Source organism: Vibrio sp. 1874 (assembly GCF_033344395.1).
In the GTDB taxonomy this organism is placed as follows: domain Bacteria; phylum Pseudomonadota; class Gammaproteobacteria; order Enterobacterales; family Vibrionaceae; genus Vibrio; species Vibrio alginolyticus.
Window position 1 is genome coordinate 167,965 of record NZ_JAWPOR010000006.1, and the last position, 25,276, is coordinate 193,240.

A 25,276-nucleotide genomic window follows, 5' to 3' on the forward strand; every position below is an offset into this window, starting at 1 on the left:
TATGATAGCAACTACGCGGGAACCGAGCATTAAATTCCAATCCATCAAGGACTTCTATGGACGCACTGGCACTGATAATGACAATGGCCGCCTATTTATTAGGTTCGGTTTCCAGTGCGGTTTTGATCTGTCGACTCTTAAAACTGCCAGACCCACGCAGTGTGGGATCTAACAATCCTGGAGCAACGAACGTATTGCGTATTGGCGGACGAGGAGCCGCTGTTTCAGTCTTGTTGTGCGATATGCTCAAAGGCACTATCCCCGTGTGGGGCGGATACTTTCTTGGTATCGACCCTATCATTCTTGGCGTCATCGCCATTGCTGCCTGTCTTGGCCACATGTACCCCATCTTTTTCCACTTTAAAGGCGGAAAAGGTGTCGCAACCGCGCTTGGCGCTATCGCTCCGATTGGTTTGGACTTAACAGGATTGGTAATGTTAACTTGGCTGTCAGTAGCCGCGCTATTCCGCTATTCATCCTTAGCGGCTCTCGTCACGGTTTTGGTCACTCCGTTTTATACTTGGATGTTTAAACCGCAATACACGTTACCTGTTGCTATGCTGTGCTGCTTAATCGTATTTAAGCATCATCAAAATATTCGTCGGCTTTTGTCTGGCGACGAGCCAAAAATCGGCGAGAAAAAACTGACACAAAAAAACTCGGCTTAATGCCGAGCTTTTCGTTTAAAGAAGGATGTATTGGTTATGCATGAACTCGATTCAGGAAGTTCAACAACATCTGGTTGACGAACTCAGGTTGCTCTAAACAACTGATGTGTCCAGCTTGGGGAATCTCCACCAACTCACTGCCTGTGATACAGTCTTTCATTAAATAAGATTCAAAAACTGGACGTGGTTTATCTTCACAGCCCACTGCAATTAACGTCGGCAGAGCAAATTTTTCCGAATCCTCAATCACATCACGGCGACCAAACACCATGCGCCCTATGCGAGCGACTTCCACCGCACGCTCACCATTCAGGTCTTCTAAACTGCGTTTGAATGAAGCGACAAGTTTAGGATTATCCTGATTGACGTTGTTGGCAAAGAACAGCGGCACAACGGCTTCAATAATTGGCGCAGGCACTGCTTGGACTTGGCTGATGGTATCAAGCATTGCAAAATACTTCTTATACGTAACTTCTGGCTCCCAGCCAATGAAGGTATCCATCAATACCAGTGACTTAACACGTTGCGGCGCTTGAGCCGTTAGCTCTGCTCCCCACATGCCGCCAACAGATAAGCCCACTATCGAGAACTCTTCGATATCTAAATGATCCATCAATGCCAACATATGTTGTGCATAGTCGGCCAATGACTGTGTCGATGCAGGTGCAGCGTCCGATTCACCATGTGCCCAAAGATCTGGCACAATACAACGGAATGACTGGCTTAAAACCTCAACTTGTGGCGCCCACATTTGGCTATCCCAAAGGTAACTATGACCAAATAGAAGCACAGGGCCCTCACCTTTATCTAGATAAGCAAGTTGCTGACCTTCAATTTCAAACTTATTCATTGTTATATCCATTTCTTATTCTTCCACGTCATCCTAGCACTGAAACAATAGCGAACTGCTCGCATCAGTCAGAATGTAAAACGAGGCGGTTCATTGAATAATTAAAAATAAAGGCCTCTGAGGAGCAGAGACCTTTATTACACAGAACCGGTTTCAAACCTACCGCATAAATTTGACTAAGCGACAGGTGTTAGTTGATCAATTGGCCAACGTGGACGAGCCTCTACTGACATGTCAGCCACTTCGCCATTCTTCAAGCGCTGCATGCCTGCGTAAGCGATCATCGCACCGTTATCTGTACAGAACTCAGTACGTGGGTAGTAAACTTCGCCGCCAACTTTCTTCGCTAACTTCTCTAACTCAGCTCGCAAACGACGGTTAGCACTCACACCACCAGCAATAACAATGCGTTTCATGCCTGTTTGCTCAAGCGCGCGCTTACATTTAATAGCCAACGTAGCACACACAGCCTCTTCAAATGCCAATGCGATGTCCGCGCGGGTTTGCTCGTCATCACCGTTTGCAGCAATCGTGTTAGCCGTAAAGGTTTTTAGACCAGAGAAACTCATGTCCAAACCTGGCACATTCGTCATTGGGCGTGGGAACTTAAAGCGGCCCGGTGTACCTTTTTCCGCCAGTTTAGATAATAGTGGACCTCCTGGGTAATCCAAACCCATTAGCTTCGCTGTTTTATCAAACGCTTCGCCCGCCGCATCATCAATCGACTCACCTAGAATTTTGTACTCACCGATGCCTCTCACTTCCACCATCATAGAGTGGCCACCCGATACTAATACCGCCACAAACGGGAACGGTGGAGGGTTATCTTCCAACATTGGGGCCAATAGGTGACCTTCCATATGATGAACAGGTACCGCTGGCACTCCCCAAGCATAAGCAATACTGCGACCGATAGTCGCACCCACTAATAGCGCCCCAACAAGACCAGGCCCCGCGGTATAAGCGACACCATCGATGTCTTTTGAAGTTAAGTTCGCTTCTTTTAGTGCCTCTTTAATAAGAGGAATGGTTTTCTTTACGTGGTCACGTGAAGCCAACTCAGGCACCACACCGCCGTAATCTGCGTGCAGTTTTACTTGGCTGTATAGCTTGTGTGACAAGAGACCGTTTTCATCGTCATAAATTGCGATGCCAGTCTCGTCACAAGAGGTTTCAATACCAATAATGCGCATGGTTTTCTCAGTATGCTTTCTGTATAGAGGAAATTTGGGCGTCATATTACCTCGCCTTGGTGCTGCAAACAAATTTTGTACAGACAATAATCGACAAAAGGCTTTACAAAGTAGTTGTGATCGGATTAAAATTCCGCACCATTTTTGATCAAGCTGGTAAGAGACCTAACAATTGTGATTTGGTCTGTTGAATACCAGCGTTAACGAATAACCCCTGAGGTGAAAGGCATATGCCAGTAGTTAAAGTACGTGAAAACGAACCGTTCGACGTTGCTCTACGTCGTTTTAAGCGCTCTTGCGAAAAAGCAGGTATCCTTTCTGAAGTGCGTCGTCGTGAGCACTACGAAAAACCAACTACAGTTCGCAAACGCGCTAAAGCAGCAGCTCAAAAGCGTCACGCTAAGAAGCTAGCTCGCGAAAACGCTCGTCGCGTTCGCCTGTACTAATAACTGAGCTCCAAAAGGAATTTAGTTATGGCTCTGATTGATCAACTCAAAGAAGAGCAAAAATTAGCGATGAAAGCCAAGGACAAATTGCGCCTTGGTACTATTCGTTTAGCCCTATCAGCAATCAAGCAACGTGAAGTTGACGAACAGATTACTCTGAACGATGACGACATTCTTGCAGTATTGACCAAGATGGTTAAACAACGTCGCGACTCTGTAGCGCAGTTTGAAGCAGCGGGTCGTCAAGATCTTGCTGATGCGGAACAAGCAGAAATTACCGTTCTTGAGGACTTTATGCCTCAACCACTGACAGACGAAGAAGTAGCGGCTCTCATCGAGAACGCGATTGCTGAATCTGGCGCAGCTGGCATGCAAGACATGGGCAAAGTAATGGGCGTTCTGAAACCGCAAATTCAAGGGCGTGCAGATATGGGTAAAGTAAGCGGTTTAGTTCGCGCTAAATTGGCTTAAGGTACCCCACCCAATTGCAGCAAGCCGTGCTATCCTTTGGAGCGCACGGCTTGTTTGTATCTGGATGGATGGAATGAAATCAATGGGCAATACGCTCATTCTTTTAAGGCATTCGCTCCACTCATCATCTTCTTTTTTTGTTAGGTTTTATGGCTGGACACATCCCTCGCAGTTTTATCGATGACCTTCTAGCTCGACTTGATATTGTCGATATCATCGACGCACGTGTGAAACTTAAGAAAAAAGGCAAAAACTACGGCGCATGCTGCCCGTTCCACAACGAAAAGACACCCTCATTCAGTGTCAGTCAAGAAAAGCAGTTCTACCATTGTTTTGGTTGTGGCGCGCATGGAAATGCCATCGATTTTTTGATGGAATTCGACCGACTAGAATTCGTCGAAGCCATTGAAGAACTCGCTTCATACTTGGGTTTAGATGTTCCTCGTGAACAACGTAGCGGCGGTAATGGTTCGTTTCAATCAGGCCCACAAGCAAGCAGCAGTGAAAAACGTAACCTATACGACTTAATGGGCAGCATTGCTCAATTTTATCGTAACCAACTCAAACAGCCAGCAAGTAAGGTGGCGATTGAGTATCTAAAAGATCGCGGCCTGTCTGGTGAAATCGTCCAGAAGTTTGGCATCGGCTATGTGGCTGATGAATGGGATTTAGTTCGTAAGAACTTTGGCCAGAATAAAGAAAACCAAGACATGCTCGTCACTGGCGGCATGTTGATTGAAAACGATAAAGGCAACCGCTACGACCGATTCCGTGGTCGAGTGATGTTTCCTATTCGAGACAGACGCGGCCGAGTAATAGGCTTTGGTGGTCGAGTATTAGGTGATGGGACACCAAAATATCTCAACTCACCCGAAACCCCGATATTTCATAAAGGTAAAGAGTTGTATGGCCTTTATGAAGTACTACAAGCGTATCGTGAGCCACCACAAATTTTAGTGGTTGAAGGCTATATGGATGTTGTCGCGCTTGCTCAATATGGCGTAGATTATTCCGTTGCCTCATTGGGAACCTCGACAACGGGCGATCACTTGCAAGTGTTATTCAGGCAAACAAGCACCGTCGTGTGTTGTTATGACGGTGACCGCGCAGGCCGTGAAGCCGCGTGGCGTGCCATGGAAAATGCATTGCCTTACCTAACTGATGGTCGCCAGTTAAAATTCATGTTTTTGCCGGATGGAGAAGATCCCGACTCTTATATCCGACAAAACGGAAAACAAGCATTTGAGCAGCAAGTGTCTAATGCGATGCCCTTGTCTGAATTCATGTTCAGCTCATTGACTCAGCAGGTCGATATGAGCACGAAAGAAGGCATGGCAAAACTGAGTACTCTTGCGGTTCCTCTCATTGATAAAGTCCCTGGCGGCACTTTAAGACTATACTTGAGAGAATTGCTTGGCCGCCGTTTGGGTTTGGTTGATGAACGCCAACTACAGCAGCTAATTTCAAAACAAGGTAAAGAGGATAAAAGGCCTCAACCTCATAAAGAAATCAAGCGAACGCCGATGCGAGAAGTGATCGCGTTACTGATTCAAAACCCACAATACGTAAGTATGGTGCCAGATCTAACTAGCGTTAGAGATTTGCCCATTCCTGGTCTAAGTTTATTTGTTGATGTACTTGATAAATGCCAAGCGCATCCCCATATCAACACAGGCCAATTATTAGAGCATTGGCGAAACAGCCAAAATGAGACCCTTCTGTCTCGTCTCGCGAGTTGGGACATTCCACTCGATGAGGACAACCAAGAAGAAATCTTTTTAGACTCACTGGATAAAATTATTGCCCAGTGCGTAGAAAAACAAATTGAAAACCTGCAGGCCAAAGCAAGAAGTGTCGGTTTATCAGCCGAAGAGAAAAGGGAGCTGCTAGCACTTATGCTAGATTTAAAAGCGTAACCCTGTTTAATTAGTCAGCAACGATTTAATTTGTTATAGTAAGTGGTTTGCATTTCGCATACTGATTCCTTCACCAGATTACGAAGTTGGATACCGTCTATGGATCACAATCCGCAGTCACAGCTAAAGTCACTTGTTATTAAAGGCAAGGAACAAGGCTATCTGACCTACGCCGAAGTAAATGACCACCTACCTGCTGAAATCGTAGATTCAGAACAGGTAGAAGACATCATTCAGATGATCAACGACATGGGCATTAAGGTAGTAGAAACTGCTCCTGATGCTGATGATTTAGCACTGAACGATGACACAAATATTACCGATGAAGATGCAGCCGAAGCTGCAGCCGCTGCACTTTCTAGCGTAGAGAGTGAGATTGGTCGTACAACAGACCCAGTACGTATGTACATGCGTGAGATGGGTACTGTCGAACTTCTAACTCGCGAAGGCGAAATCGACATCGCAAAACGTATTGAAGAAGGTATTAACCAAGTTCAATCGTCTGTTGCTGAATACCCAGGCACAATTCCGTACATTCTTGAGCAATTTGACAAAGTTCAAGCTGAAGAACTACGTCTTACAGACCTAATTTCAGGTTTTGTAGATCCAGATGCTGACGACACCGCTGCACCAACGGCAACACACATCGGTTCTGAACTGACTGAATCTCAGTTAGAAGAAGAAGACGATGAAGACGTTGATGACGACGAAGATAGCGATGACGATTCAGATGATTCTGAAGAAGATGTAGGTATCGATCCTGAATTAGCGCTAGAGAAATTCAACCAACTACGCAGCACCTATCAAAATCTTCAATTAGCAATCAACGAGTACGGCTATAACAGCCCGAAAGCAACCGTTGCTAATGAAATGATGCTAGACGTATTCCGCGAGTTTCGTCTAACACCTAAACAGTTTGATCACCTAGTGAATGAACTGCGTACTGCTATGGATCGCGTTCGTACTCAAGAGCGTCTGATCATGAAGTCAGTGGTTGAATACGGCAAAATGCCGAAGAAATCATTCATCGCGCTGTTCACTGGTAATGAATCAAGTGAAGCTTGGCTGGATGAAGTTCTTGCTTCAGACAAGCCATACGCTGAAAAGATCAAACGTAACGAAGAAGAAATCCGTCGTTCAATCGCTAAGCTAAAAATGATTGAAGAAGAGACTTCTCTAAACGTACAGAACATTAAAGACATCAGCCGTCGTATGTCTATCGGTGAAGCAAAAGCTCGCCGTGCGAAGAAAGAGATGGTTGAAGCGAACTTGCGTCTTGTAATTTCTATCGCGAAGAAATACACCAACCGTGGCCTACAGTTCTTGGATCTGATCCAGGAAGGTAACATCGGTCTGATGAAAGCGGTAGATAAGTTCGAATATCGTCGTGGTTACAAGTTCTCGACTTACGCAACGTGGTGGATCCGTCAGGCAATCACTCGTTCAATCGCGGACCAAGCACGTACGATTCGTATCCCGGTACACATGATCGAAACGATCAACAAGCTAAACCGTATTTCTCGTCAAATGTTGCAAGAGATGGGTCGCGAGCCACTACCGGAAGAACTGGCAGAGCGCATGCAAATGCCAGAAGACAAGATTCGTAAAGTTCTAAAAATCGCTAAAGAGCCTATCTCAATGGAGACACCAATCGGTGACGACGAAGATTCGCATCTAGGTGATTTTATCGAAGATACAACGCTAGAACTTCCGCTAGATTCTGCAACAGCAACTAGCCTTAAAGTGGCAACAAAAGACGTGCTTGCAGGTCTAACGCCACGTGAAGCGAAAGTACTTCGTATGCGCTTTGGTATCGACATGAACACTGACCATACTCTAGAAGAAGTTGGTAAGCAGTTCGACGTTACTCGTGAGCGTATCCGTCAGATCGAAGCAAAAGCACTACGTAAACTTCGTCACCCAAGCCGCTCAGAGACTCTGCGCAGCTTCCTAGACGAATAATCGCAGCGCATACAAGCTTTTAGAAATCAAAAAAGGTGACTTTAGGTCACCTTTTTTATTATCTACTGTTCTAAGTGGATAAAAACTAAGCGCAATTGCCCTAGTTGGTATCTAGACACCTTGCAACGCTTCCCCTATAATCGTTGTCCTATTAAGGCCCCTTAGCTCAGTGGTTAGAACGCGTGTAAACCCCTAATAGTTTACAACATTCAATTAAAGCTACTAAGTACAATAGTTTTGCGTGTTGTTAATTAACAACTATTTGTTTTTCATTGACAACAAATGGTTTGCCATGCAAAATCGGCCCTACAGAATTTCGTGCCCATAGCTCAGTTTGGTTAGAGCATCCGACTCATAATCGGCAGGTCCTCGGTTCAAGTCCGAGTGGGCGCACCAATATAAAAAAGCCGCATCAAATGATGCGGCTTTTTTATATTCAAATTTTGATTAATCGAGATTCGCCAAATCGAAGCTAAAGAACTAACAGGTTATTAGCTCTCCTTTGTCTGTCCCTAGCAACGGAATAGTCCTACCTAGGTAAGGGAAGATTATCGCTCATTTTGCCGTTTGATTTCTGATGGCAGTAGCTTTATCTTTGAAAACAGACTCGATTACCCCCATCGAGTGCAATCGCCCTATTAGCCTGTTTGTATACGGCATTCGAATAGCTTCTGGTATAGCTTTAATGCTATTCCAACAAGCTAAATCTGTGACCAACTGCTTGTGTTGCTCATTTCGAACTCTAATTTCACCGTTATGAACAACAACCCCAGTAACAAGCTTAGGCTCAGCTTTCCTATATATCTTAGTTTTATCTGGATGCATTGTATGTTGGTGGCGTTCGATAACCCTCTTTACTGTCGTTTTGAAGAGTTTGTTTACATTACAACCAGAAAAAGTAAGGTCATCGACGTAAACGGTCATAACGATATCATGTTTTATAGATAGTGCTTCTAGCTCTTCAAACATTCTAGAGTTTGCCCAAAACGCAAGAGGCATGCTAATCCTGCTGCCTGTAGGTAAGAACTTGTGAATAGTACAAATATCAGCTAAAACGTCAGCGACATCAGCACTGCACTTCATTACAGAGTAAAAAAAAGAAAAAATCATTTTTCTAGTTGTAGATGGGAAAAATGACTTTATATCTGTAGTCATAGTTGGAACGTTATCGAAGTGCTTTTCTGCGTGGGTCTTTGCATTAGATACATTAGAGTGATTCTTTTTCCCTGAATGTAGATAATCAGGTGTTTCGATTCTGCATAAAAGACTAGCTATTCGGGTATGGATTCTATCTAACCCTCTCACTGGCTGTTGTATCTTTCGACTTTTTCCACCTGTACTTTTTTCTAGGAATTCATGGTAGTTACCTTGATCTTTAGAAAAAGCCTTAAGCTCGCTAAGCGTACAACCAATTAGAATAGATAGCCTTTTTTTAGTTTTAATATTATAGAAGGGGGAGTCTTTCAGTGAATATTCTTTGCCATTCGTCTTGATTTTAAGCTTTGATTTTTTCATTTTTACTCATCGCCCATTCTGCTACGTCAAGGATTTTACCTGCTAAAGATTTTCTAAACTTTTTAGCTAATTTTTTTTCATTAGCAATTTGTGCAGAGAACATCACTAGTGAAGAGATAGGTATATCGAATCTATAGGCATATTTTTCAAGAATGTCATTATTAACAGGTTTTGTGCCTGCCTCTATTCCATCTAAATATTGCTTAGGCATGCGAAATTCTTCCGCTAATTTAGTTACAGAAAGGTCATGATACTGACGTATCAAACGTAGCGCTCTATGAATCATATGAATGGCCTCATGTTTCGAAACTAGGGGGAGCAAACATTAGGTATCACCACCATCAAATAGACCTAGAAGAAAGTTGAACCAATACCAGATACGATATAGCCAACTAAGAGCTTTAAGGAAGCGTTTGAATTGCTTTTGGCGCTTCTCTCGCTTTGTTGGTTTAATAATGTTTACTTGCTGATCGCGTTGTGTGTTATTTGACATATTATGCCCTCCGTAATCCCCAAACCCCCTCGCCAGTACGAAGTAAAAAGTTTGGGTTCGTCCAATTACAGAGAAAGGATTGATCAGCACACGCCCCCGTCTCGACGAACCTTGGTTTCGTCCCAAGGTTCGAATTCCCACATGTTCTGAACGGTGCTCATCATGGTCACTGCTAGGCATGTATGGGTCAAAAAGGCAGAAAACTTTCGTTTTCCCACGAGCTAAATAAGCTCAATAAGTGACGAGGATATCCCACACCACAACGTACTAAAAACAATACATCAAGTTGCATTAGCTTGCAACTTGAGTCATTTCACCGAGCGAGCAGCTTCTTGAAATGTAGGCAACCCAGTCAGGCTAAGTTATTCAAATCAGGTACGATCAGAGGATTCCAAGAGTAGAGAGCTGCCCATGACGATCTCGAATGTCGTAAACAACGCTATTGGTCGAGATTCACTTCCCCTCATATCCAGATAAGCAAAGCCCTTAGATGAAAGAGCTTCAAACGTATCAGTAACATCCTTGATACTGCGCCCACTCATTTCAGCAAGCTCATCAAGACTGTTTGGCTTTTCGCGAGCAATTAAATTCAGTAGTTCAACATTTTCGTTAGACAACAGTTGTGAAAGCACAGCCAGTGACTCAAACAAAAATTGAGGATAAGGTTCTTCAGACGTCACTTTTCCTTCTGCAATGCGAATCATGCACTTACGAGCAAGCTCTTCTGATAGAATGCCGATTTTTGCTTTCATACCATCCTTATTCCTAATAGTCGCCATCTAAATCGACTGAATATTCACCGACAGTATCGTCTAATTGTTCTTTCATTTATTGAGAAGGAACGATCAATTTATTAGGATGTTGCTCTATGTCTTTTTCGAGTAAATCTAGAAAGCGATCAACGTTTTGACTTTCACAAGACGGCTTTGTCAGCTCACTAATTTTATCTTCCTCATTGTTCATTACTCACTACTCCCGTTGTTTTATTGACGCGATCACTTTTAACAAATCTGTAGCGATTGCAGAGCATTTGTCGTTCATAAAAACCGTTACTTCATCACCAAATTTCATCGTTACGATGCCGCTCTGATCGACACTTAACAGAGCGAAAGACTGCCTCAAATCAAGAGTCATGTTACTTTCATTAGTAGTAGCGTCAGTCATCTTTCCCTCATCACTAGCGAGTAAGTTTACAAAAAGGGTAGTAATTGTTACCCAAGATGTTTACTTGATTGATCTGTTTAACTTCTCGACGTTTTCAGTGGCATGTTGAAATATGGAGTCCTTTACAAATGCGAACTCTTCCTCTGGAAATCGTTTGTCTATCGAGCTGAGTGCATCACTGAATTGAGCGAGAAGGTCTGAGACAATCTCATGACATTCAGCATGACTAATACCGAACTGATTAGCGGTTTGCTCTATGTGTCGTAAGCAAATTTTGTTGACATGGTATTTATATCCCTTGGATGCTTTTAGACCCATCGACAACTTTAGCTTTCTCTTATTTAACCCTTTAGGACCTACAGCAGGATATGCAGACAGTAAATCGTAGAATGGTGTGAGTTGATGGAATCCATTGGAATCAATATGCACCGAAAAGTTTTTTAGATGACCATCAGTTGCACCCAAAAGGTACTGTAAAATCATAAATTTAAAGAAATCGCGAGTATTTTCATGGCTTTTTGTAGAAGCGTTTAGAAAATCAGCAATCTTAGAAGTGCCCAGTTGGTTCTCCGATTGATACTTTTTAGTTTCAGGCACGCCGAAAATCTGGCAAAAATCTTCTTGATGCCTACGAGATGCGACACTGCTACCAAAACATCTATCGAACCGCTCTACAGCTAGGGCTTTAGCTCCTGACGCTGTAGTAATTATCTCGACATTAGGTACATTAAAACCAAGCTTCTTGGCAATTTGAGCACAAATGAATTCATTCTCAACACTGCTTCTCATATCTAGCACTGAGTTATTTTGAGCAATCGCCCCCATCGGATACTTGATAATGTGGCTAGTGATTGATTTTCCTTGCGGTACGTACCACTTGTCATTCAACTTCATTAGCGTTGTTTTGGATTGTGTCCCTGAAATACACGGACGGTAGTCACCAAAAAAAGGAAGAAATGACTTACGCTGAGTAACGAGTTCATCTAATTGACTTGCAGATAGTTCTCGATATTCCCATCCTACAACTGGAGGCTCCTTGCAGTCAGTGAACGAAATGCTTCCTGTACAGTCGTGTCCGATTTTAGAGAGTAAAGTGAGCGCATCGACAGATTGCGCACCTACTGAGCGAGCGAGTTCTAATCGCTCACCCGTTAAGTCAGGAAGGAGGTTGTTTATAAAATTCAATATATTAAATGATGAAACCTCACCTTTCATTAGCGGTAGGCTTAACGAGAGCGGGAAGGCTGAATGATACGCTAACCACTCATCAGAATAAGAGAATAATAGGTGACTCTTCGACTGTTGGGCAAATTGCCCTACGAGCATGTTGTTGTTTGTGGCATATGCGTAAAGTATAGGCTTGTACAAATTAACTCCTATTCTCTACTGGTAGTGCTATGTCTTTGTATAAGTTAATCGCATTTTCTACTGCCAGCATTTCAGCTTGGATGTCTAATCTACGATTGTCATGCTCGGATATGAATTGCTCTAAGCATGGACGAAGTTCTGAATGTTGAGTACATAACAAATTAAAATACTTCCAGGCTCTTTTATTGAGGCAATAAGACCTTGATAAAAAAGATAATTTATCCTGAAGCTTCGTCAAAAGACTTTCTTCCTTGAGAGCAAGATAACTAGAGTTCTCATTGTAATTGCCATAATCCACGACATCCCAATCGATGTGATTGAACATAAATCCCTTGGAGAACTTTTCATCTCCATGTTTATCGAAGCCACATGAAAGAACGGCACCGATGAGCGACATCTCCTTCATTTTTTTTTCAACATATTCATCTGATAAGCACTCCTCTCCATCAATGTCCAGTGGTAAAGACTTAAGGTCGTTAGCTGAGAAATGTTCATTGTGATAAATAGCGAGAAATAACTCTTTTCTAATTTTTATCTTCATCTGCACAAAAAATAACCATCAAAACTCATTTTGAGGATTATAGTCCGTGGCTAACTATGCCGCAACATGCGATTGTTCAACAAATTAATTTCGCAAATAAAAAACATGAACAAGATGCTTGCAATAGCCGTTGGCAGACGCATTGTAAAAGTAAGGAAAGCGAGAAGCCTTTCTCAGGACAAGCTCGCGATTCTAGCTAAAGTAGATAGAAGTTATATCGGGCGTATTGAGCGTGGTGAAGTAAATATTACGCTTGAAAAATTATATAAGATTGCGGAGACCCTAGGCTGTGACCCTAAAGAGTTGTTACCTTAACTACTGTGACTTGCCATTGCTCGAACCTAACCATCTCACCTGAAAATCGTGATTTAAAGCAAGTAGTCTGATTGCTACCTACCCCAAAAGCACTTTTGCTTCATACTTCGCTGATACGCCAACGCTAGCAGAGGTTATTTGCGTATTTTGGACTACTGCTATCACCTTCAAAGTTCATGTGACATGAGGAGATAAGAAACGTATTCACCATCAAGTCTTTGTAAGAACTAAATGTGTATAATTCATAAATCCTGGTTGCATAGTCAACCTAATGATTATTGATTTAGCTATTTTAACAATAGAATGAGGCGAAATAGTGAAACTTGATAAATTACGACTCTCCTGTTTTCAAAGCTATGGATCAACCTCTACTGAAATCTCTCTTGACGATTTAACTTTCCTAATCGGTCCAAATGGCTCAGGAAAAACAGCAGCTCTTCAAGCGCTTTGTCGAATGTTCGCATTTGATCCATCTCTACGTCGGATAAGAAAATCTGATTTTCATGTTCCACACAACGAATCAGAGCAACCTGAAGAAAGAACTCTTTGGATTGAGGCTGATTTTCTTTTCCCTGAATTACATGAAGAGGGAGATAACACTACTGTTTCACCACACTTTGGTCACATGCGATTGGTAGACGGAGAAGATACTCCACGGGTAAGGTTTCGACTAGAAGCGTCTATGGGTATTGATGGTGATATAGATGAGTCATTAATATACGTATTAGAGGTAGACGACAACCAGCAGCCTAAAAGTACGGCTAAAGTTTCACGCACAGACCGAAGTCAGATTCAAATACACTACCTTCCAGCTAGACGTGACCCCGCTGAACATATTACCTTTGGTGCGAACGCTTTGTTAGGGCGAATGCTAAGGGCTGTTAACTGGGAGACTGAGCGAGAAGCAGTGAAGGGACATACAGACCAAATCAGCGCAAGTCTCGCAGCTAACTTATCAGTTAATGCCTTGAGTACAAGCATTCGAGATTCGTGGTCTCGTTTACATAAAGGACAGTTTTTTACACAGCCCCAAATTACTTTTGTTGCAAGTGAAATCGAATCATTGCTTCGCCACCTTTCTATTTCTTTTTCTCCTGGACACGATGAAGCTAATGTCGATTTTTCTCGATTAAGTGATGGCCAAAAATCGATGCTGTATTTGTCTTTGGTTCTTTCATCCCAGGCTATTGGCCGCTCAGTACTACAAGGCGATGAATCTTTTGATCCAGATAAGCTTAGACCTCCTGTGTTTACGTTAATTGCCGTGGAAGAACCAGAAAATAGCCTATCCCCTCACTATTTAGGAAGAATAGTAAGCTCTCTTAAAGAAATGGTCGGTCACGGGGATGCGCAAGCCCTAATAGCAACTCATGCACCATCAATGCTGAGACGTATCGAGCCAAAACAAATACGTTATCTTCGCTTGAACCCAGACAGAGAAACAACTATTGCAAGTATCGAGTTGCCCGATAAGGAACACTCAGGTGATGCTCATAAGTTTGTCTCTCAGGCAGTAAAATCCTTCCCTGAGATATATTTTTCACGTTTGGTTATCCTTGGGGAGGGGGATAGTGAAGAAATCGTAATACCTAGATTACTAGAATCTAAAGGAGTACCTGTTGACGCATTTGGGATTACTGTGGCTCCTCTTGGTGGGCGACATGTAAACCATTTCTGGAGGCTTCTTGAAGGGTTAAATATTCCTCATATTACACTTTTAGACCTCGATGTAGGAAGGCATCAAGGTGGTTGGGGACGTATCAAAACAGCCAATGATCAGTTAAAACTACATAAACCAGCTCTTCAGTTAACTGATGGATACGAAAATATCCCAACATGGAATGATCCTCAGCATAAAATTAGAGCATTTCCTCATTATCTAATGGAATTGGAAAAGCGTAGAGTGTTTTTCTCTTATCCAATGGACTTGGATTTCGCAATGCTCAGCGCTTTTCCTACCGCATTTAATATAGAAGCAGATGATCAAGTTGAACCAGAACTCCCAAATATCAAAGCGGTACTAGGTAAATCTCGTACTGAAGCTTCAGAGTATAGTGATGATGAGCAGAAGTTGTTTATTACATATCACAAGTTATTCAAAGTTGGAAGTAAGCCAGCGGAGCATATTACAGCTCTCTCTAGATTATCTGATGAACAACTCCTAGCACATATTCCTCCGTCATTGGGACGGCTAGTAGATTCTGCAAAAGAAATATTGTTGGAGCTTCCTGAATGATTAGAGTCGAGAGTTGGCAACCAGCTGATGGATTAGTATTGGAGCCTAACGCTTATAGAGCAGCTAAAGAGCGTGAATACAGCTTAGCTTTAACCGCTGGTCCAGGCGCTGGCAAAACAGAAATGCTCGCTCAGCGAGCTGACTTTTTACTTCGTACAGGCTCATGTCGCTACCCCAAACGTATACTTGCTATTTCATTTAAGGTAGATGCAAGTAGTAATCTAAAAGAACGGATCAAGCGTAGATGTGGTGCTGAGCTTTCATCACGTTTTGACAGCTATACATTCCATGCTTTTGCAAAGCGAATAATTGACCGTTTTCGTCCAATATTGACTGGGGATGAAGCCTTAGAGCCTGGTTTCACAATCGGTCCCAAAATCCTTCACAAGCAAATTGATTTTACAGATCTAGTTCCGCTTGCAATAAAGATATTAAAAGAATCCCCCGTTGCTAGAAACGCATTGAGGCAAACCTATACAGATGTTTTTTTAGATGAGTTTCAGGATTGCACAAACTATCAGTATGAGCTTATTAAGGTAGCCTTTCAAAGCACAGATATTCGCCTTACTGCTGTAGGCGATACAAAGCAAAAAATTATGGGCTGGGCTGGTGCTCTTGACGGTATTTTTGAGGCATTTAAAGAAGACTTCCAAGCTGTTCCACTCAATATGTACCGAAACTTTCGTTCACAGCCCAAACTTCTTCGATTGCAAAATGAAATCGTCAAAATTCTTGATCCCGCATCAGTGATGCCTGAAGAGCAAATCGCGGGAGAAGAAGGCCATATACAAGTTCACCCTTTTCAGAACTGCCAAGAAGAAGCCGATTATCTTTCAGAGCAAATCCAAAGGTGGATAAATGAAGAAAGTGTTCCTCCTTCTGAGATAGCTGTGTTAATCAAGAACCAACCTGAATTATATGCAATGAGGCTTATGGTTGCTCTACGTGATAGAGGTATACCATATAGGAATGAACAACAGTTGCAGGACATAACTGTTGAGCCAGCCGCACGCCTAATTGTAGACTTCCTATTAAGCACTTTTGGCAAGCAGGAACCTTCAGCATGGGTTCGCTTAATGGAAAAGTTAGTTCCCTTCACTGATGATGACGATGAAAAGGGTGAACTGGTCCAAAACTGGCAACGTTTCATTCTAGAAGAGAAAAAGGCGATTAATCAAAATCCTATAGTTCCTGAAAACCCCAAAAGGTGGGATTGCTTGAAGCGTTTCATTGAAAAAGTAGGGTTCCAAGAATTAATGTCTCTGTCACATGATTATGAAACTGAGTCACGTTTACGTGAGGTGCTCAATGATACTTGTTCACAGATAGATCAATTGATGTCTACTGGACTCGATCTCCAAGCGTCGCTTAAGCGTTTTGAGGATGATCAAGCAGTTAGAATACTTACAGTTCATAAGAGCAAGGGACTAGAGTTTGATTCTGTCGTTCTACTAGGCGTTGAAACTGAAAGCTATTGGGGAAACCCAGATGAAAACTTATGTGCATTTTTTGTAGGAGTTTCAAGAGCAAAACGAAGGTTGTTGCTAACACATGTCGGCTTTCGCTCTAGGCCTGCTGGTTACTATGGAAGATGGGATACCCAAAGGCATAGACAAGAAAGGTTTTTGGGATGTGTGATATAAACTTAACTGTAACTAACGCGTAAAAAATACCAGGTAAGACGGTTTTACGATACTTTTCATAATACGTATATCACTAATTAGATCTATCATGATAAATCACTTTTTTACAACACTGCTCTCTCCATCTTGGCTAGATCAGGTTTGTCTCTTACAAATTTTTAGGTGTGGAAGAAATTATTTCACATTTACCAAATTTTAGTAATATTTCACTGTATCTAGGGTATTGATGGCTATTTCGCATATTCTTATCATGTTATTTAAGACTATGATACAAAAAGATTATTCAAGATAAAGGCTACGAGAATACGTACTCGTGGGATAGACTTAGAGTATGCGTATTGTCGTATCTGTGGAGGCACATAAATGGTGAATAAGTTTGGGCGAGCATTTGATCATCTCACTAAAACATCAAGTCTAGAGAGTATTCTTGATGCAATACAGGCTGTAGAAGATCTTTTTTCCGAAGAATGGTTAAAGAGAAAAGAAAGTCATAGACTTCAATTGCTGTGGAATCGAAAAGATTATTTGTCCACTAATGAATTATTCTCTTTTGGCAAAGCTATTAATAGATTAAAGAAACACAATTCAACTTGGCTTGAGTCTACAGCTAATGAAATAAAGAAAAACATACATACATCCCATGGATTAATAACAGAAATAATTATTGCAGGGTCACTATCTACAGAAAAAGGAGTTGTAAGGCCTTGTCCTAAATCTTATCCAATTTATGATTATACAATTGACTTTGATTCGGGATATAAATACAAAGTTTCTGTTAAAAACTTTGACATATCTGATCATGAAAAATTATTCAAGCAAAGATGTGACTTGATAAGACAGACATTCAAAAACTATGTAAAACATCATAAAACATCAGGAAGCTTATATATTGTATGTAGCAACGGTATCTTAACTAAAGAAATAACCGACCAAATATGCTTTTTCATAGTTTTTGAAATGGATGGATACCAACAATATTTTTTAAATAAACTTGGCGTTATAATTAACTTCCAGAAAATTGCATTCTTTGACAAATATAGATTACAGCATTCATCAGATATAGTAATGATATTAGGAAATCAACACTATAATGAGCAAAGAAATATTGAGAGTAAGATAAAATTAGCGAATAATAGTCTACTTAAAGATCCAACTGACAATTCATCAATCAAGAAATTAATTATTAGACTTGGTGAAACAACCAATATAAAAAAAATAAAAAAATACGTCGAGCATATATCTAGAGACTATGAAAATTGCGGTTTTGACATATGTATTCTTATACAACCCACAGTCTGCTCTAATTTAGAAAACAACTCAACACAAATAATAAACAGTATGTTCTTTATTCCCAGGGAGTATGCATTATTATCTGACAACCTCCCTGAAAAGCTAGAGAATACAGGCTTAGTTACAATGGATTTAGGTGTTGGTTCTGTAAGTTTTGAAGAAGCACCACTAAAATTAATGAATGGTGATATTCCAACTGATTTAGATCTTTCTAATTTTTATGTTTATCAACAGGGTGATGTTTATCTCAAGATGCAGAAAGAAGGAGATGTCTATTCTGGTGAATTTATTCAAAGCTTCCCAGGTGTAAAGTCTCATCTAATTTTTAAGAACTTCACATTTATTCCTATGATTTTCGACAATACTAATAAACTTCTAATTGTCTGATTGATAGCGTATTATAAGCTTATAGTGACCACATAAACCTGGTCACTATAAATATATAATCGTTCTTATTACCATCCTAATTGAACACATTACTCAATTAATAAACACGAATTTTCACAGAAGTGTATTATGTAATTTTTTCTCAATCTGACAAGTTAGAAAATGAGTCATTAACAAGGCGTACAGCCTATTTTCTAGTATCGTAAATCATTTCTATACAAAAAACGTTTATAACATTTGCTAAATTAGAACAGAACGGATTGGCTGTGATATGGAAAAGCCTCCGTATCAGCGCATATATTGCATATACTGACCTGAATTAATTGAAGGCCATCTAAAATCTTCGGAACCTTATAAGTGTTTCAAATCGTTTACCTATAAAAACAAAGCTCGTCTATTCAATTGATGTGAGCTAAACGAGCAAAACTATACAGATAACTAATTGTTGTAACGACGTACGAAGATATTATTGGTTGATGCGCACCAGATGATTGGTTTATCGGTGTTACCTGATACCCAGCCATTACCAGCAACTAAAACATAGGCACCAACCAAATCTTCAATATCATCAACATCAAATCGCTCAAGAAATTCATCAACGATATCGCTATACACGACCACACTTACGTCATTCCTGCGCATAGAGGAATTTAACCAAAGTCGCCCATCGTCGGTGTATCCCGTCGAAGCAATTGGTCCCCAAAAGAATTGGACGCCATCAGTAAAATTTCCGTGAACATCAATGTCATCAAAATGAGTAATCACATCGCGGATTTGCCCCTGAACCAAAGGCTCGTTATTGCTTCTGTAGAATGTGATTGAATTATAAGAGTCCCTGAACGCTTCACTTTGTCGCAATCGATGCAATATGCGTCTCAATGTAAACTGTTGAGCGAAGTTCTGTTGAGCAACACCGACTCTTACTGTTCTTCCACCACCTTCTCGATGTCTACCATTAGGATTCTGAGGTGGAGCAACTTCCAATTCTCCGCCAACCTCTTCATCTAGCCTAACAATTATGTCGTCACCCTGTTCAATCCCCTCTTCATCAAACTCGCCATTTGGTACTCGAACATATTCCGTTCTCAAATCACAATCTTCCAAATGGTGAGCACTAAAGAATGGATCTTTGCGACCTTCCACGCCTCGATTGAACCAAGCAAACTCCCTACATTCAGGACATTCTAAGTTACGTCTCTTTGCCTCTAACAGGCGAGGCTCTAACTCTATGAAGTCATCGGCATCCCAGATGCGATCATCCAAAGTACAATAAGCGTCTCTCATGTAATCACCTATTTAAAAATAAACATAGTTTATCTATGGCCTTTCCTTAAATAAGCAACTATAAGCATTACACTCAGTTGAGCACAAGGAGATTGATCACCCTTTTCAGCAACTTGAAGGAGAGATTTTGGGTGAAAAGCGATTCCATCACCGTTAGTGATTGTGGTGCGAGAAGATTATATGAAAGACAGGAGGAGGCAGCTTGCCTCCTCATGTGAGGCTAACCTAATATCGGCATACATCTATTCAATGACTGCTCGTTATCAATTATGACTACAGATGTTACAACGCTAAATTGGGCGAAATCATGGCGAATGTTAAAACTATACATAAAGGACTAGGTATACACGTCAGAAGCCAACGGCTAATCATATATAGTGTTATTGTTCTTCAAGGTGATTTTTTCAACAACGCCATTTATTTCCTATTTTTCTATCAATACTTTATATGCTGTTTCTATTGCGGATTTAAAATCAATATCACTAAGCATGTCACCTTTTCGGATTGTTGTTTTAGCGATTAAGAAACCCTCATCATCAAATTCAATTTTACTATTACCATTCAAGAAATAGCGAATGGCATCTGCATATTCTTCAATGCATTCTTCATTTAACTCTGAGGTACTGATACCTTGAGATGGTGATACAGCATCATCGATTAGCCCATTTTTACGATATATAAGTTTTTCACCTGTATCTTCAATAATAGGTAAGTCATGAATTTGCTTGAGCATATTTATTTGATTTCTTGCTGACCTCAACTCGTTATATAAAGTTTGAACCTTGAACTTAACAACATCACTACCAATGGTTGCAAAATCAGCATCTGTCATTGAAGTAAAGTCTACAGGTGAATAATCCGCAGATGCCTTACTTACTTTTGCCTTATCTATATCATGTGACCACGCATCGAATAAGACTCTGTATGGGTTGGGTTTTCCCCGAACGGTTTTGTTATAAATTGAGCTGGCACTCATTTTTATTCCAATAGCCTCTAATGCACCAACTACATTAGGCACGGTTAAATCCACATGATTCTTTTTAAAACCATAAATAATTTTATTCAACGCTTTTAGGCGTGTTTCAACATTTGAATTTGCATCTTTAAGAAGGCTCTTTAGAACGGTATCAACATCATGCTGCATGGCATACCTCCATCAAATTCTCTAATCTCAAAGCTGCAACTAGATACTTCCCTTCCTGTGCTTTGATGTCGTTTTCAATCAACTTTGCCGTTGCTGATATAGCCTGCTCCTTTTCCTCATGACTTAAGTTCCTTAGAAATATTGGTTGCTCACCAATGGCAACAAGTGCTTTATCAACAAACGTGTCACGTTTGAACTTCAAGTTTTTATCTCTTTCGAAATAGGGCAAATAAGACTCGGACTCTACCACTGCGTTCAAATGTTCAAAGTTAGTACAATCCTCAAAACCGATACTTTCAACGAAATCTTCGCTGGTATTAGTTAGATTTCTAACCGTTTCAAACAGTAAGTTCCCATAATAAACCTCAGAAAGAATCAAATTCACATCTCCTGAGTTCATTTCCATGTTATTTTCCGCTTTCTTAATCAAGTTGTTCAGGCTAGCCCATTCTTCTGAACGACCATTTGCTTTGAACTCTCTCTTCCTCTGCTTTATAAGCTTCCTATAATCAGATTGCAGAAGACTATACTCATCATTGAGTTCTTTAGCCTTATAAAGAAGAGCATTCACATGCGCCCAAATATTAGTTAAGAATGGTTTACCACTGATTAGATACTTACAATTCAAGCACTTACCTATACCATTAAAATGTGCAGCATCTTCATCACGCCCTTCATGACAAAGCGTCCCTGAGTTCGGGCATATCCCCAATGCATTAGAGTTCCAACTGCGTTCTTGAACGTCTCCCCAAGATGTTAGATAGATATCAGGGACGTAAGCAATCTGCCTCGCCTTCTCGATATCCGATGTCTTCAGCTCTTCTGTAAGAGCTAACTCCATCTTGCTACTTATTTTAGCTTGAACTTCAGTAATTCTGTCATTTATATAGCTCTTATCATATTTGGTATAACGGTATGTAGTTCGTACGTTAGCGTGGCCAGCGATTAACTTAGAAATGATATGAATAGGCACACCAAACTCTTCGAGCCTTGTAATGCCTGTAACTCGCGTGCAGTGCGGCGTTAGATAACTGATGTAAGAGTTACCACCGCCAACATTATTTCTAAATTTTTCAAATTTCTCTTGAGATATTACAGAGTAATCAGCTCCCTCAGCATCAAGACGGCGCTGGATCTCCACCATCAATTGGTTCCACATCTTTGTAATCAACAGCTTAGTTGGTGGAAAATCTCTACTTTTTTCATCAGAATTCAAATTACACCTAAACAAATAGAAGCGTGAAGGTGTAATTTCTAAAACCGCAGCAGTTGGCTTGCCGCCTAGGATAGTTTGAGGTCTATCAAGATCTTTCATGGCAGCAGGAGATTTAACGGGATGATGTTTGTTCAAAAACTCTAACTGTCGTGAATATATAGTAAGTGCATCTTCATGATGCCAAGGAATCGTATACCCACTAACCTCACTGAAAGCTACACTTCTATCTGCTGTCTTGTTCGTGTTGATGTACATGTAGGCTTGTCTAACTATTGGGGATCCATTTTCATCAATATTTTTACTCTGTATAGCTTCCCTTACTAAGCTAATGTCACGCTTAACAAACCCTCGGTCTTGATTAACTGAATATCTCGATTTCCAATAACCTGCATGACCACTGTCATTTGGTATCCATCGTAAACTGTCAAAGTCATAACGATAGTCGTCACCCTCACCACTATCTAACACTTGAGCCTGAATTATTCTTATCGGCAATAGAAAAACCAAAGCCAATAGATTATTCAAGGTTGGGTTAAATACACTATTACCTTCATCATCAATGAAATATTGATCTTTAAGCGTCTTTGCCCACTTATATTCCTCGTCAAGCAAGATATCAATGGCTAGTTGGTGGACTCGCATTGGTATCACCGCTTTAGGTGTTTCGTCTTTACTAGAACCAGTACTTTTCTTGAAAACCTTATCTCTCTGAATACGATCCCATTCATAATTATCAAATAGAGGTTCGAAACCATTCTCAGGATCAATGTTATATTCATTCATCGCCCAAAGCATCATATCTCGGATGTACATGGACTTCGCTCTAACAGTCGCTTTAACTTCATTCTCTAGATAGTGAAGAAAACGTTGAGAACCTCTACGTCCCTGAACTAAAAGCTCAGTTAGCTCATCGACTGTATGAATACACTCAATCCCCAGCACATTCTCAACATAATCAAGCAAGTTATAAAATGCTGAATTTTGCCCCTTCTGGGTCTTTAAAATAAGCGTATCAATGTAAGATTCATTAATCTTTACAAGAAGAGAATATGCAGCTAACTGCTCTTGACGGCCTAGAGATTTAACTTTTCCACGAGCAATACTTCTACCTTGAGGTTTAATAAGATCGTCAGGAACAATCTTCTCTAAAATACCTTTCGGAACTTCAGTTTCGTTAAACTCATAGATTGTTCTTAGAAAAGCAGTTATGCCGTAAAGATCCCTCCTTGTAAGGTTATTTGATTCATCGCCTCTGTTTCCTTTGAATAAATCATAATTACTCACGACCAAATCAAAAAGGTATTGAGCATCTTCAATTTTCAATTCCTTAATACGATATCGCTTGTAAAATAACGAATAGAGCCTAGCGAAGAGCCTTCCCTTTTGTCTTGGTGCAGAGTTGTCACCATAAGATGAATTGTGCTCATCAAATTCATCCACAAACTTTTGAACATCAGGACTAGACTTAGTAGCCAAAGCCGTTAAATATGAGGCTGACCAATTGAACTTGGCAAAGTTGTAGAATTCAGAGAAGCAAACTTTCCTGCGCAGCATCTCATCATGCAGTTTTTCTGAAAAAACATCTGGCAATGATGTAGCATTTAACACCAAGAAACACTCAATCAATTTCGTGTTGCTTAACTCTTTTATGCCCGTATCTTCGATGTATTTTAAGACAGTTGATTTTGTAATTTTCAATTTAGACCTACATACCTTTTAGAGACAATAGATATACACCTGCAACATTTTTCAAAGCTTCGTCGATTGCTCGTTTATTCGCTGACTTATATATTTCTTGTGACATAATACTTCTATGGTTCATCATATCTTGAAGTACTTTTGGAGGTACGCCAGCCTCCTCCAAAATTGATGCAAACCAATGTCTCATAGAGTGCGGCGCAATCCCGTTCTTTGCACCATACTCAACATAATATCCTAATTTTTGAAGTCTCTTGCATGCTTGTTTAAATGCTTTTAAATAAGAGTTAATTGACATCGGCGCACCAAGATCATTCACATCTCCAGTTTTTATAAAAAAGAATGGATGCTCATACCCATACTTGGCTTTATACTCTCTCATACAGACTTCTCTTTGATGCATATACTGTTTGAACAATTTAACGAATAATATTTCAGCATCTTCATGAATTAATCTAATTGGTGTTGTGTAGTCTGGATCAAGAGCCAAGTCTTTCCACCCAGCATAATAAGAGTTAGAGTTGTTCTCGTTATCTCTCGGTAATAGGCCTCGCTCCAAAAGATACTCTGCTCGACTTTTATTTTTATATGGAGGGATATCACAACTCGATTCTGATGGGTGATGAAGAGAGATTTCAAGCTTCCCCGAGCTAGGGTAAATATTGAAATCGTTGAACCATAAATGGAACGGCTCACTCTCTCTTAGCCCACCAAAAATCAAGAGCATTGTAATCATCTTAGCACCAATATTTTCTCTTCCATTTCGCAGTTTGAATCCTTCATTTAGAAGTGGCTCAATCAAATCCTCTGGAAACTGGGACACCTTGTGGGAGGTTGTGGTAGTACTCTTGGAAAACTTGAATATGTGATCTGTTGAAGTCGCCTGTAGCCTAGCAGCAACCTTATTAACGTCTGTAACGTGGCTCAGGAACGAGTTATTCTTAACTTGGCTAGCACGAAAGAAATACTCCTTATGTATCTTAGAAGGTGACTTAGGCAGGGTGCCATTCAATCCTATGTAGCGAGAGAAATCTAGAATATAACTGACATTCCTTCTGACTGTTTTTGCGCTGCTTGGAGTCCAACCCAAACCAGAATCTCCAGATAATGAGCACTGAATAAAGCCCCTTATGGTGTCAGCAACATTATTGTCATTCTTGTAGGCAGGAGCCTTCTCAACACAGAAGTCGTAGAATAAGCCAATTGCTCGGGCTACCTGACGTTGCCAAGACCCGCTGTTACTATTTGTCTCGAAGTAGTTAATTAGCTCTCTAAATACGATTGGCTTCTCTGAGCCAAGAGGTTTGATGTAAAGGACGATAAAGTGATTCGTCACTCCACTCTTGAGTTTTATTTTCTGCTTTACCGTAACATGGTGAACAGGATGAGCGTAAGATTGCTTCCTGAACTTCATTCACCTAACCTCTCTTGCTTACAATGATTAACTATCTTCCATCTTCTTGTTGTAAGTTGTAA

The 25,276-nt window shown here is 40.8% G+C and carries 22 protein-coding genes and 1 tRNA gene; 10 read left to right on the plus strand and 13 right to left on the minus strand.

What is annotated here, in order from left to right; translation table 11 throughout:
- The first annotated feature begins 56 nt into the window (after nucleotides 1-56).
- The gene (plsY, locus tag R8N46_RS13860; protein WP_005379857.1) at nucleotides 57-668 is read left to right on the plus strand and encodes a glycerol-3-phosphate 1-O-acyltransferase PlsY; all 612 of its coding nucleotides are present in this window, start codon (nucleotides 57-59) and stop codon (nucleotides 666-668) included.
- Between the two features lie 34 nt (nucleotides 669-702).
- On the opposite strand, the gene R8N46_RS13865 is transcribed toward plsY, so the two are convergent.
- Both R8N46_RS13865 and tsaD read right to left on the minus strand, forming a co-directional pair.
- Nucleotides 703-1,518 (minus strand): alpha/beta fold hydrolase, encoded by an 816-nt coding sequence (locus tag R8N46_RS13865; protein ID WP_065274166.1) that lies wholly within the window; start codon nucleotides 1,516-1,518, stop codon nucleotides 703-705.
- 176 nt (nucleotides 1,519-1,694) lie between these two features.
- Nucleotides 1,695-2,711, minus strand: coding sequence for a tRNA (adenosine(37)-N6)-threonylcarbamoyltransferase complex transferase subunit TsaD (gene tsaD / locus R8N46_RS13870; protein WP_005379854.1), 1,017 nt, complete (start codon nucleotides 2,709-2,711; stop codon nucleotides 1,695-1,697).
- 230 nt (nucleotides 2,712-2,941) lie between these two features.
- Between tsaD and rpsU the strand changes: the two genes are divergently transcribed.
- From rpsU to R8N46_RS13895, 5 genes are all read left to right on the plus strand, one after another.
- Nucleotides 2,942-3,157: a 30S ribosomal protein S21 gene (gene rpsU, locus R8N46_RS13875; protein WP_001145625.1), complete on the plus strand. Its 216-nt coding sequence runs from the start codon at nucleotides 2,942-2,944 to the stop codon at nucleotides 3,155-3,157.
- A gap of 27 nt (nucleotides 3,158-3,184) precedes the next feature.
- Nucleotides 3,185-3,628, plus strand: coding sequence for a GatB/YqeY domain-containing protein (locus R8N46_RS13880; RefSeq protein WP_005379720.1), 444 nt, complete (start codon nucleotides 3,185-3,187; stop codon nucleotides 3,626-3,628).
- Nucleotides 3,629-3,777: 149 nt separating this feature from the next.
- A complete protein-coding gene (gene dnaG / locus R8N46_RS13885) occupies nucleotides 3,778-5,544 on the plus strand; it encodes a DNA primase (RefSeq protein ID WP_005379719.1) in 1,767 nt (588 codons plus the stop codon).
- Nucleotides 5,545-5,643: 99 nt separating this feature from the next.
- Nucleotides 5,644-7,506 carry an RNA polymerase sigma factor RpoD gene (gene rpoD, locus R8N46_RS13890; protein WP_005395986.1) on the plus strand — a complete coding sequence of 621 codons (1,863 nt, stop codon included), beginning with the start codon at nucleotides 5,644-5,646 and terminating at the stop codon, nucleotides 7,504-7,506.
- 318 nt (nucleotides 7,507-7,824) lie between these two features.
- Nucleotides 7,825-7,902: transfer RNA gene (locus R8N46_RS13895), tRNA-Ile, on the plus strand.
- A gap of 159 nt (nucleotides 7,903-8,061) precedes the next feature.
- On the opposite strand, the gene R8N46_RS13900 is transcribed toward R8N46_RS13895, so the two are convergent.
- The 7 genes from R8N46_RS13900 to R8N46_RS13930 all read right to left on the minus strand — a co-directional run bounded on the left by R8N46_RS13900 (nucleotide 8,062) and on the right by R8N46_RS13930 (nucleotide 12,587).
- On the minus strand, nucleotides 8,062-9,021 hold the full coding sequence (locus R8N46_RS13900) for a reverse transcriptase family protein (protein ID WP_016790917.1): 960 nt from the start codon (nucleotides 9,019-9,021) through the stop codon (nucleotides 8,062-8,064).
- Nucleotides 9,002-9,307 carry a helix-turn-helix domain-containing protein gene (locus R8N46_RS13905; RefSeq protein WP_016790918.1) on the minus strand — a complete coding sequence of 102 codons (306 nt, stop codon included), beginning with the start codon at nucleotides 9,305-9,307 and terminating at the stop codon, nucleotides 9,002-9,004. Before R8N46_RS13905 ends, R8N46_RS13900 begins: the two co-directional genes overlap by 20 nt.
- A gap of 39 nt (nucleotides 9,308-9,346) precedes the next feature.
- Nucleotides 9,347-9,514: a hypothetical protein gene (locus R8N46_RS13910; protein ID WP_016790919.1), complete on the minus strand. Its 168-nt coding sequence runs from the start codon at nucleotides 9,512-9,514 to the stop codon at nucleotides 9,347-9,349.
- 371 nt (nucleotides 9,515-9,885) lie between these two features.
- Nucleotides 9,886-10,266: a transcriptional regulator gene (locus R8N46_RS13915; protein WP_069548585.1), complete on the minus strand. Its 381-nt coding sequence runs from the start codon at nucleotides 10,264-10,266 to the stop codon at nucleotides 9,886-9,888.
- A 217-nt stretch (nucleotides 10,267-10,483) separates the two neighbouring features.
- Complete coding sequence (locus R8N46_RS13920) at nucleotides 10,484-10,678, minus strand: hypothetical protein (RefSeq protein ID WP_078231042.1); 195 nt, start codon at nucleotides 10,676-10,678, stop codon at nucleotides 10,484-10,486.
- 60 nt (nucleotides 10,679-10,738) lie between these two features.
- Nucleotides 10,739-12,046 (minus strand): HipA domain-containing protein, encoded by a 1,308-nt coding sequence (locus R8N46_RS13925; protein WP_318098441.1) that lies wholly within the window; start codon nucleotides 12,044-12,046, stop codon nucleotides 10,739-10,741.
- Nucleotide 12,047: 1 nt separating this feature from the next.
- Nucleotides 12,048-12,587, minus strand: a complete 540-nt coding sequence (locus R8N46_RS13930) for a hypothetical protein (RefSeq protein WP_318098448.1) — start codon at nucleotides 12,585-12,587, stop codon at nucleotides 12,048-12,050.
- Nucleotides 12,588-12,692: 105 nt separating this feature from the next.
- Between R8N46_RS13930 and R8N46_RS13935 the strand changes: the two genes are divergently transcribed.
- The 4 genes from R8N46_RS13935 to R8N46_RS13950 all read left to right on the plus strand — a co-directional run bounded on the left by R8N46_RS13935 (nucleotide 12,693) and on the right by R8N46_RS13950 (nucleotide 18,458).
- Nucleotides 12,693-12,902: a helix-turn-helix domain-containing protein gene (locus R8N46_RS13935; RefSeq protein ID WP_078231052.1), complete on the plus strand. Its 210-nt coding sequence runs from the start codon at nucleotides 12,693-12,695 to the stop codon at nucleotides 12,900-12,902.
- A 316-nt stretch (nucleotides 12,903-13,218) separates the two neighbouring features.
- Entirely contained in the window at nucleotides 13,219-15,138 is a 1,920-nt protein-coding gene (locus tag R8N46_RS13940; protein WP_318098440.1) for an ATP-dependent nuclease, read from the plus strand.
- Entirely contained in the window at nucleotides 15,135-16,781 is a 1,647-nt protein-coding gene (locus R8N46_RS13945) for an ATP-dependent helicase (protein ID WP_318098439.1), read from the plus strand. The genes R8N46_RS13940 and R8N46_RS13945 overlap by 4 nt, the downstream gene beginning before the upstream one ends.
- A gap of 363 nt (nucleotides 16,782-17,144) precedes the next feature.
- On the plus strand, nucleotides 17,145-18,458 hold the full coding sequence (locus R8N46_RS13950; RefSeq protein WP_318098438.1) for a hypothetical protein: 1,314 nt from the start codon (nucleotides 17,145-17,147) through the stop codon (nucleotides 18,456-18,458).
- 438 nt (nucleotides 18,459-18,896) lie between these two features.
- On the opposite strand, the gene R8N46_RS13955 is transcribed toward R8N46_RS13950, so the two are convergent.
- The 4 genes from R8N46_RS13955 to R8N46_RS13970 all read right to left on the minus strand — a co-directional run bounded on the left by R8N46_RS13955 (nucleotide 18,897) and on the right by R8N46_RS13970 (nucleotide 25,214).
- Nucleotides 18,897-19,742 carry a hypothetical protein gene (locus tag R8N46_RS13955; RefSeq protein WP_318098437.1) on the minus strand — a complete coding sequence of 282 codons (846 nt, stop codon included), beginning with the start codon at nucleotides 19,740-19,742 and terminating at the stop codon, nucleotides 18,897-18,899.
- 424 nt (nucleotides 19,743-20,166) lie between these two features.
- Complete coding sequence (locus R8N46_RS13960; RefSeq protein WP_029831241.1) at nucleotides 20,167-20,886, minus strand: hypothetical protein; 720 nt, start codon at nucleotides 20,884-20,886, stop codon at nucleotides 20,167-20,169.
- Nucleotides 20,876-23,800 (minus strand): VPA1269 family protein, encoded by a 2,925-nt coding sequence (locus tag R8N46_RS13965; protein WP_089194152.1) that lies wholly within the window; start codon nucleotides 23,798-23,800, stop codon nucleotides 20,876-20,878. Before R8N46_RS13965 ends, R8N46_RS13960 begins: the two co-directional genes overlap by 11 nt.
- Before the next feature lie 7 nt (nucleotides 23,801-23,807).
- A complete protein-coding gene (locus R8N46_RS13970) occupies nucleotides 23,808-25,214 on the minus strand; it encodes a site-specific integrase (RefSeq protein ID WP_318098436.1) in 1,407 nt (468 codons plus the stop codon).
- Nucleotides 25,215-25,276 lie beyond the last annotated feature (62 nt).

Coding starts and splice junctions, on each gene's coding strand:
- plsY (WP_005379857.1), top strand. CDS start 57: ATGGACGCACTGGCACTGATAATGACAATGGCCGCCTATTTATTAGGT.
- R8N46_RS13865 (WP_065274166.1), bottom strand. CDS start 1,518: ATGAATAAGTTTGAAATTGAAGGTCAGCAACTTGCTTATCTAGATAAA.
- tsaD (WP_005379854.1), bottom strand. CDS start 2,711: ATGCGCATTATTGGTATTGAAACCTCTTGTGACGAGACTGGCATCGCA.
- rpsU (WP_001145625.1), top strand. CDS start 2,942: ATGCCAGTAGTTAAAGTACGTGAAAACGAACCGTTCGACGTTGCTCTA.
- R8N46_RS13880 (WP_005379720.1), top strand. CDS start 3,185: ATGGCTCTGATTGATCAACTCAAAGAAGAGCAAAAATTAGCGATGAAA.
- dnaG (WP_005379719.1), top strand. CDS start 3,778: ATGGCTGGACACATCCCTCGCAGTTTTATCGATGACCTTCTAGCTCGA.
- rpoD (WP_005395986.1), top strand. CDS start 5,644: ATGGATCACAATCCGCAGTCACAGCTAAAGTCACTTGTTATTAAAGGC.
- R8N46_RS13900 (WP_016790917.1), bottom strand. CDS start 9,021: ATGAAAAAATCAAAGCTTAAAATCAAGACGAATGGCAAAGAATATTCA.
- R8N46_RS13905 (WP_016790918.1), bottom strand. CDS start 9,307: ATGATTCATAGAGCGCTACGTTTGATACGTCAGTATCATGACCTTTCT.
- R8N46_RS13910 (WP_016790919.1), bottom strand. CDS start 9,514: ATGTCAAATAACACACAACGCGATCAGCAAGTAAACATTATTAAACCA.
- R8N46_RS13915 (WP_069548585.1), bottom strand. CDS start 10,266: ATGAAAGCAAAAATCGGCATTCTATCAGAAGAGCTTGCTCGTAAGTGC.
- R8N46_RS13920 (WP_078231042.1), bottom strand. CDS start 10,678: ATGACTGACGCTACTACTAATGAAAGTAACATGACTCTTGATTTGAGG.
- R8N46_RS13930 (WP_318098448.1), bottom strand. CDS start 12,587: ATGAAGATAAAAATTAGAAAAGAGTTATTTCTCGCTATTTATCACAAT.
- R8N46_RS13935 (WP_078231052.1), top strand. CDS start 12,693: ATGAACAAGATGCTTGCAATAGCCGTTGGCAGACGCATTGTAAAAGTA.
- R8N46_RS13945 (WP_318098439.1), top strand. CDS start 15,135: ATGATTAGAGTCGAGAGTTGGCAACCAGCTGATGGATTAGTATTGGAG.
- R8N46_RS13950 (WP_318098438.1), top strand. CDS start 17,145: ATGGTGAATAAGTTTGGGCGAGCATTTGATCATCTCACTAAAACATCA.
- R8N46_RS13955 (WP_318098437.1), bottom strand. CDS start 19,742: ATGAGAGACGCTTATTGTACTTTGGATGATCGCATCTGGGATGCCGAT.
- R8N46_RS13960 (WP_029831241.1), bottom strand. CDS start 20,886: ATGCAGCATGATGTTGATACCGTTCTAAAGAGCCTTCTTAAAGATGCA.
- R8N46_RS13970 (WP_318098436.1), bottom strand. CDS start 25,214: ATGAAGTTCAGGAAGCAATCTTACGCTCATCCTGTTCACCATGTTACG.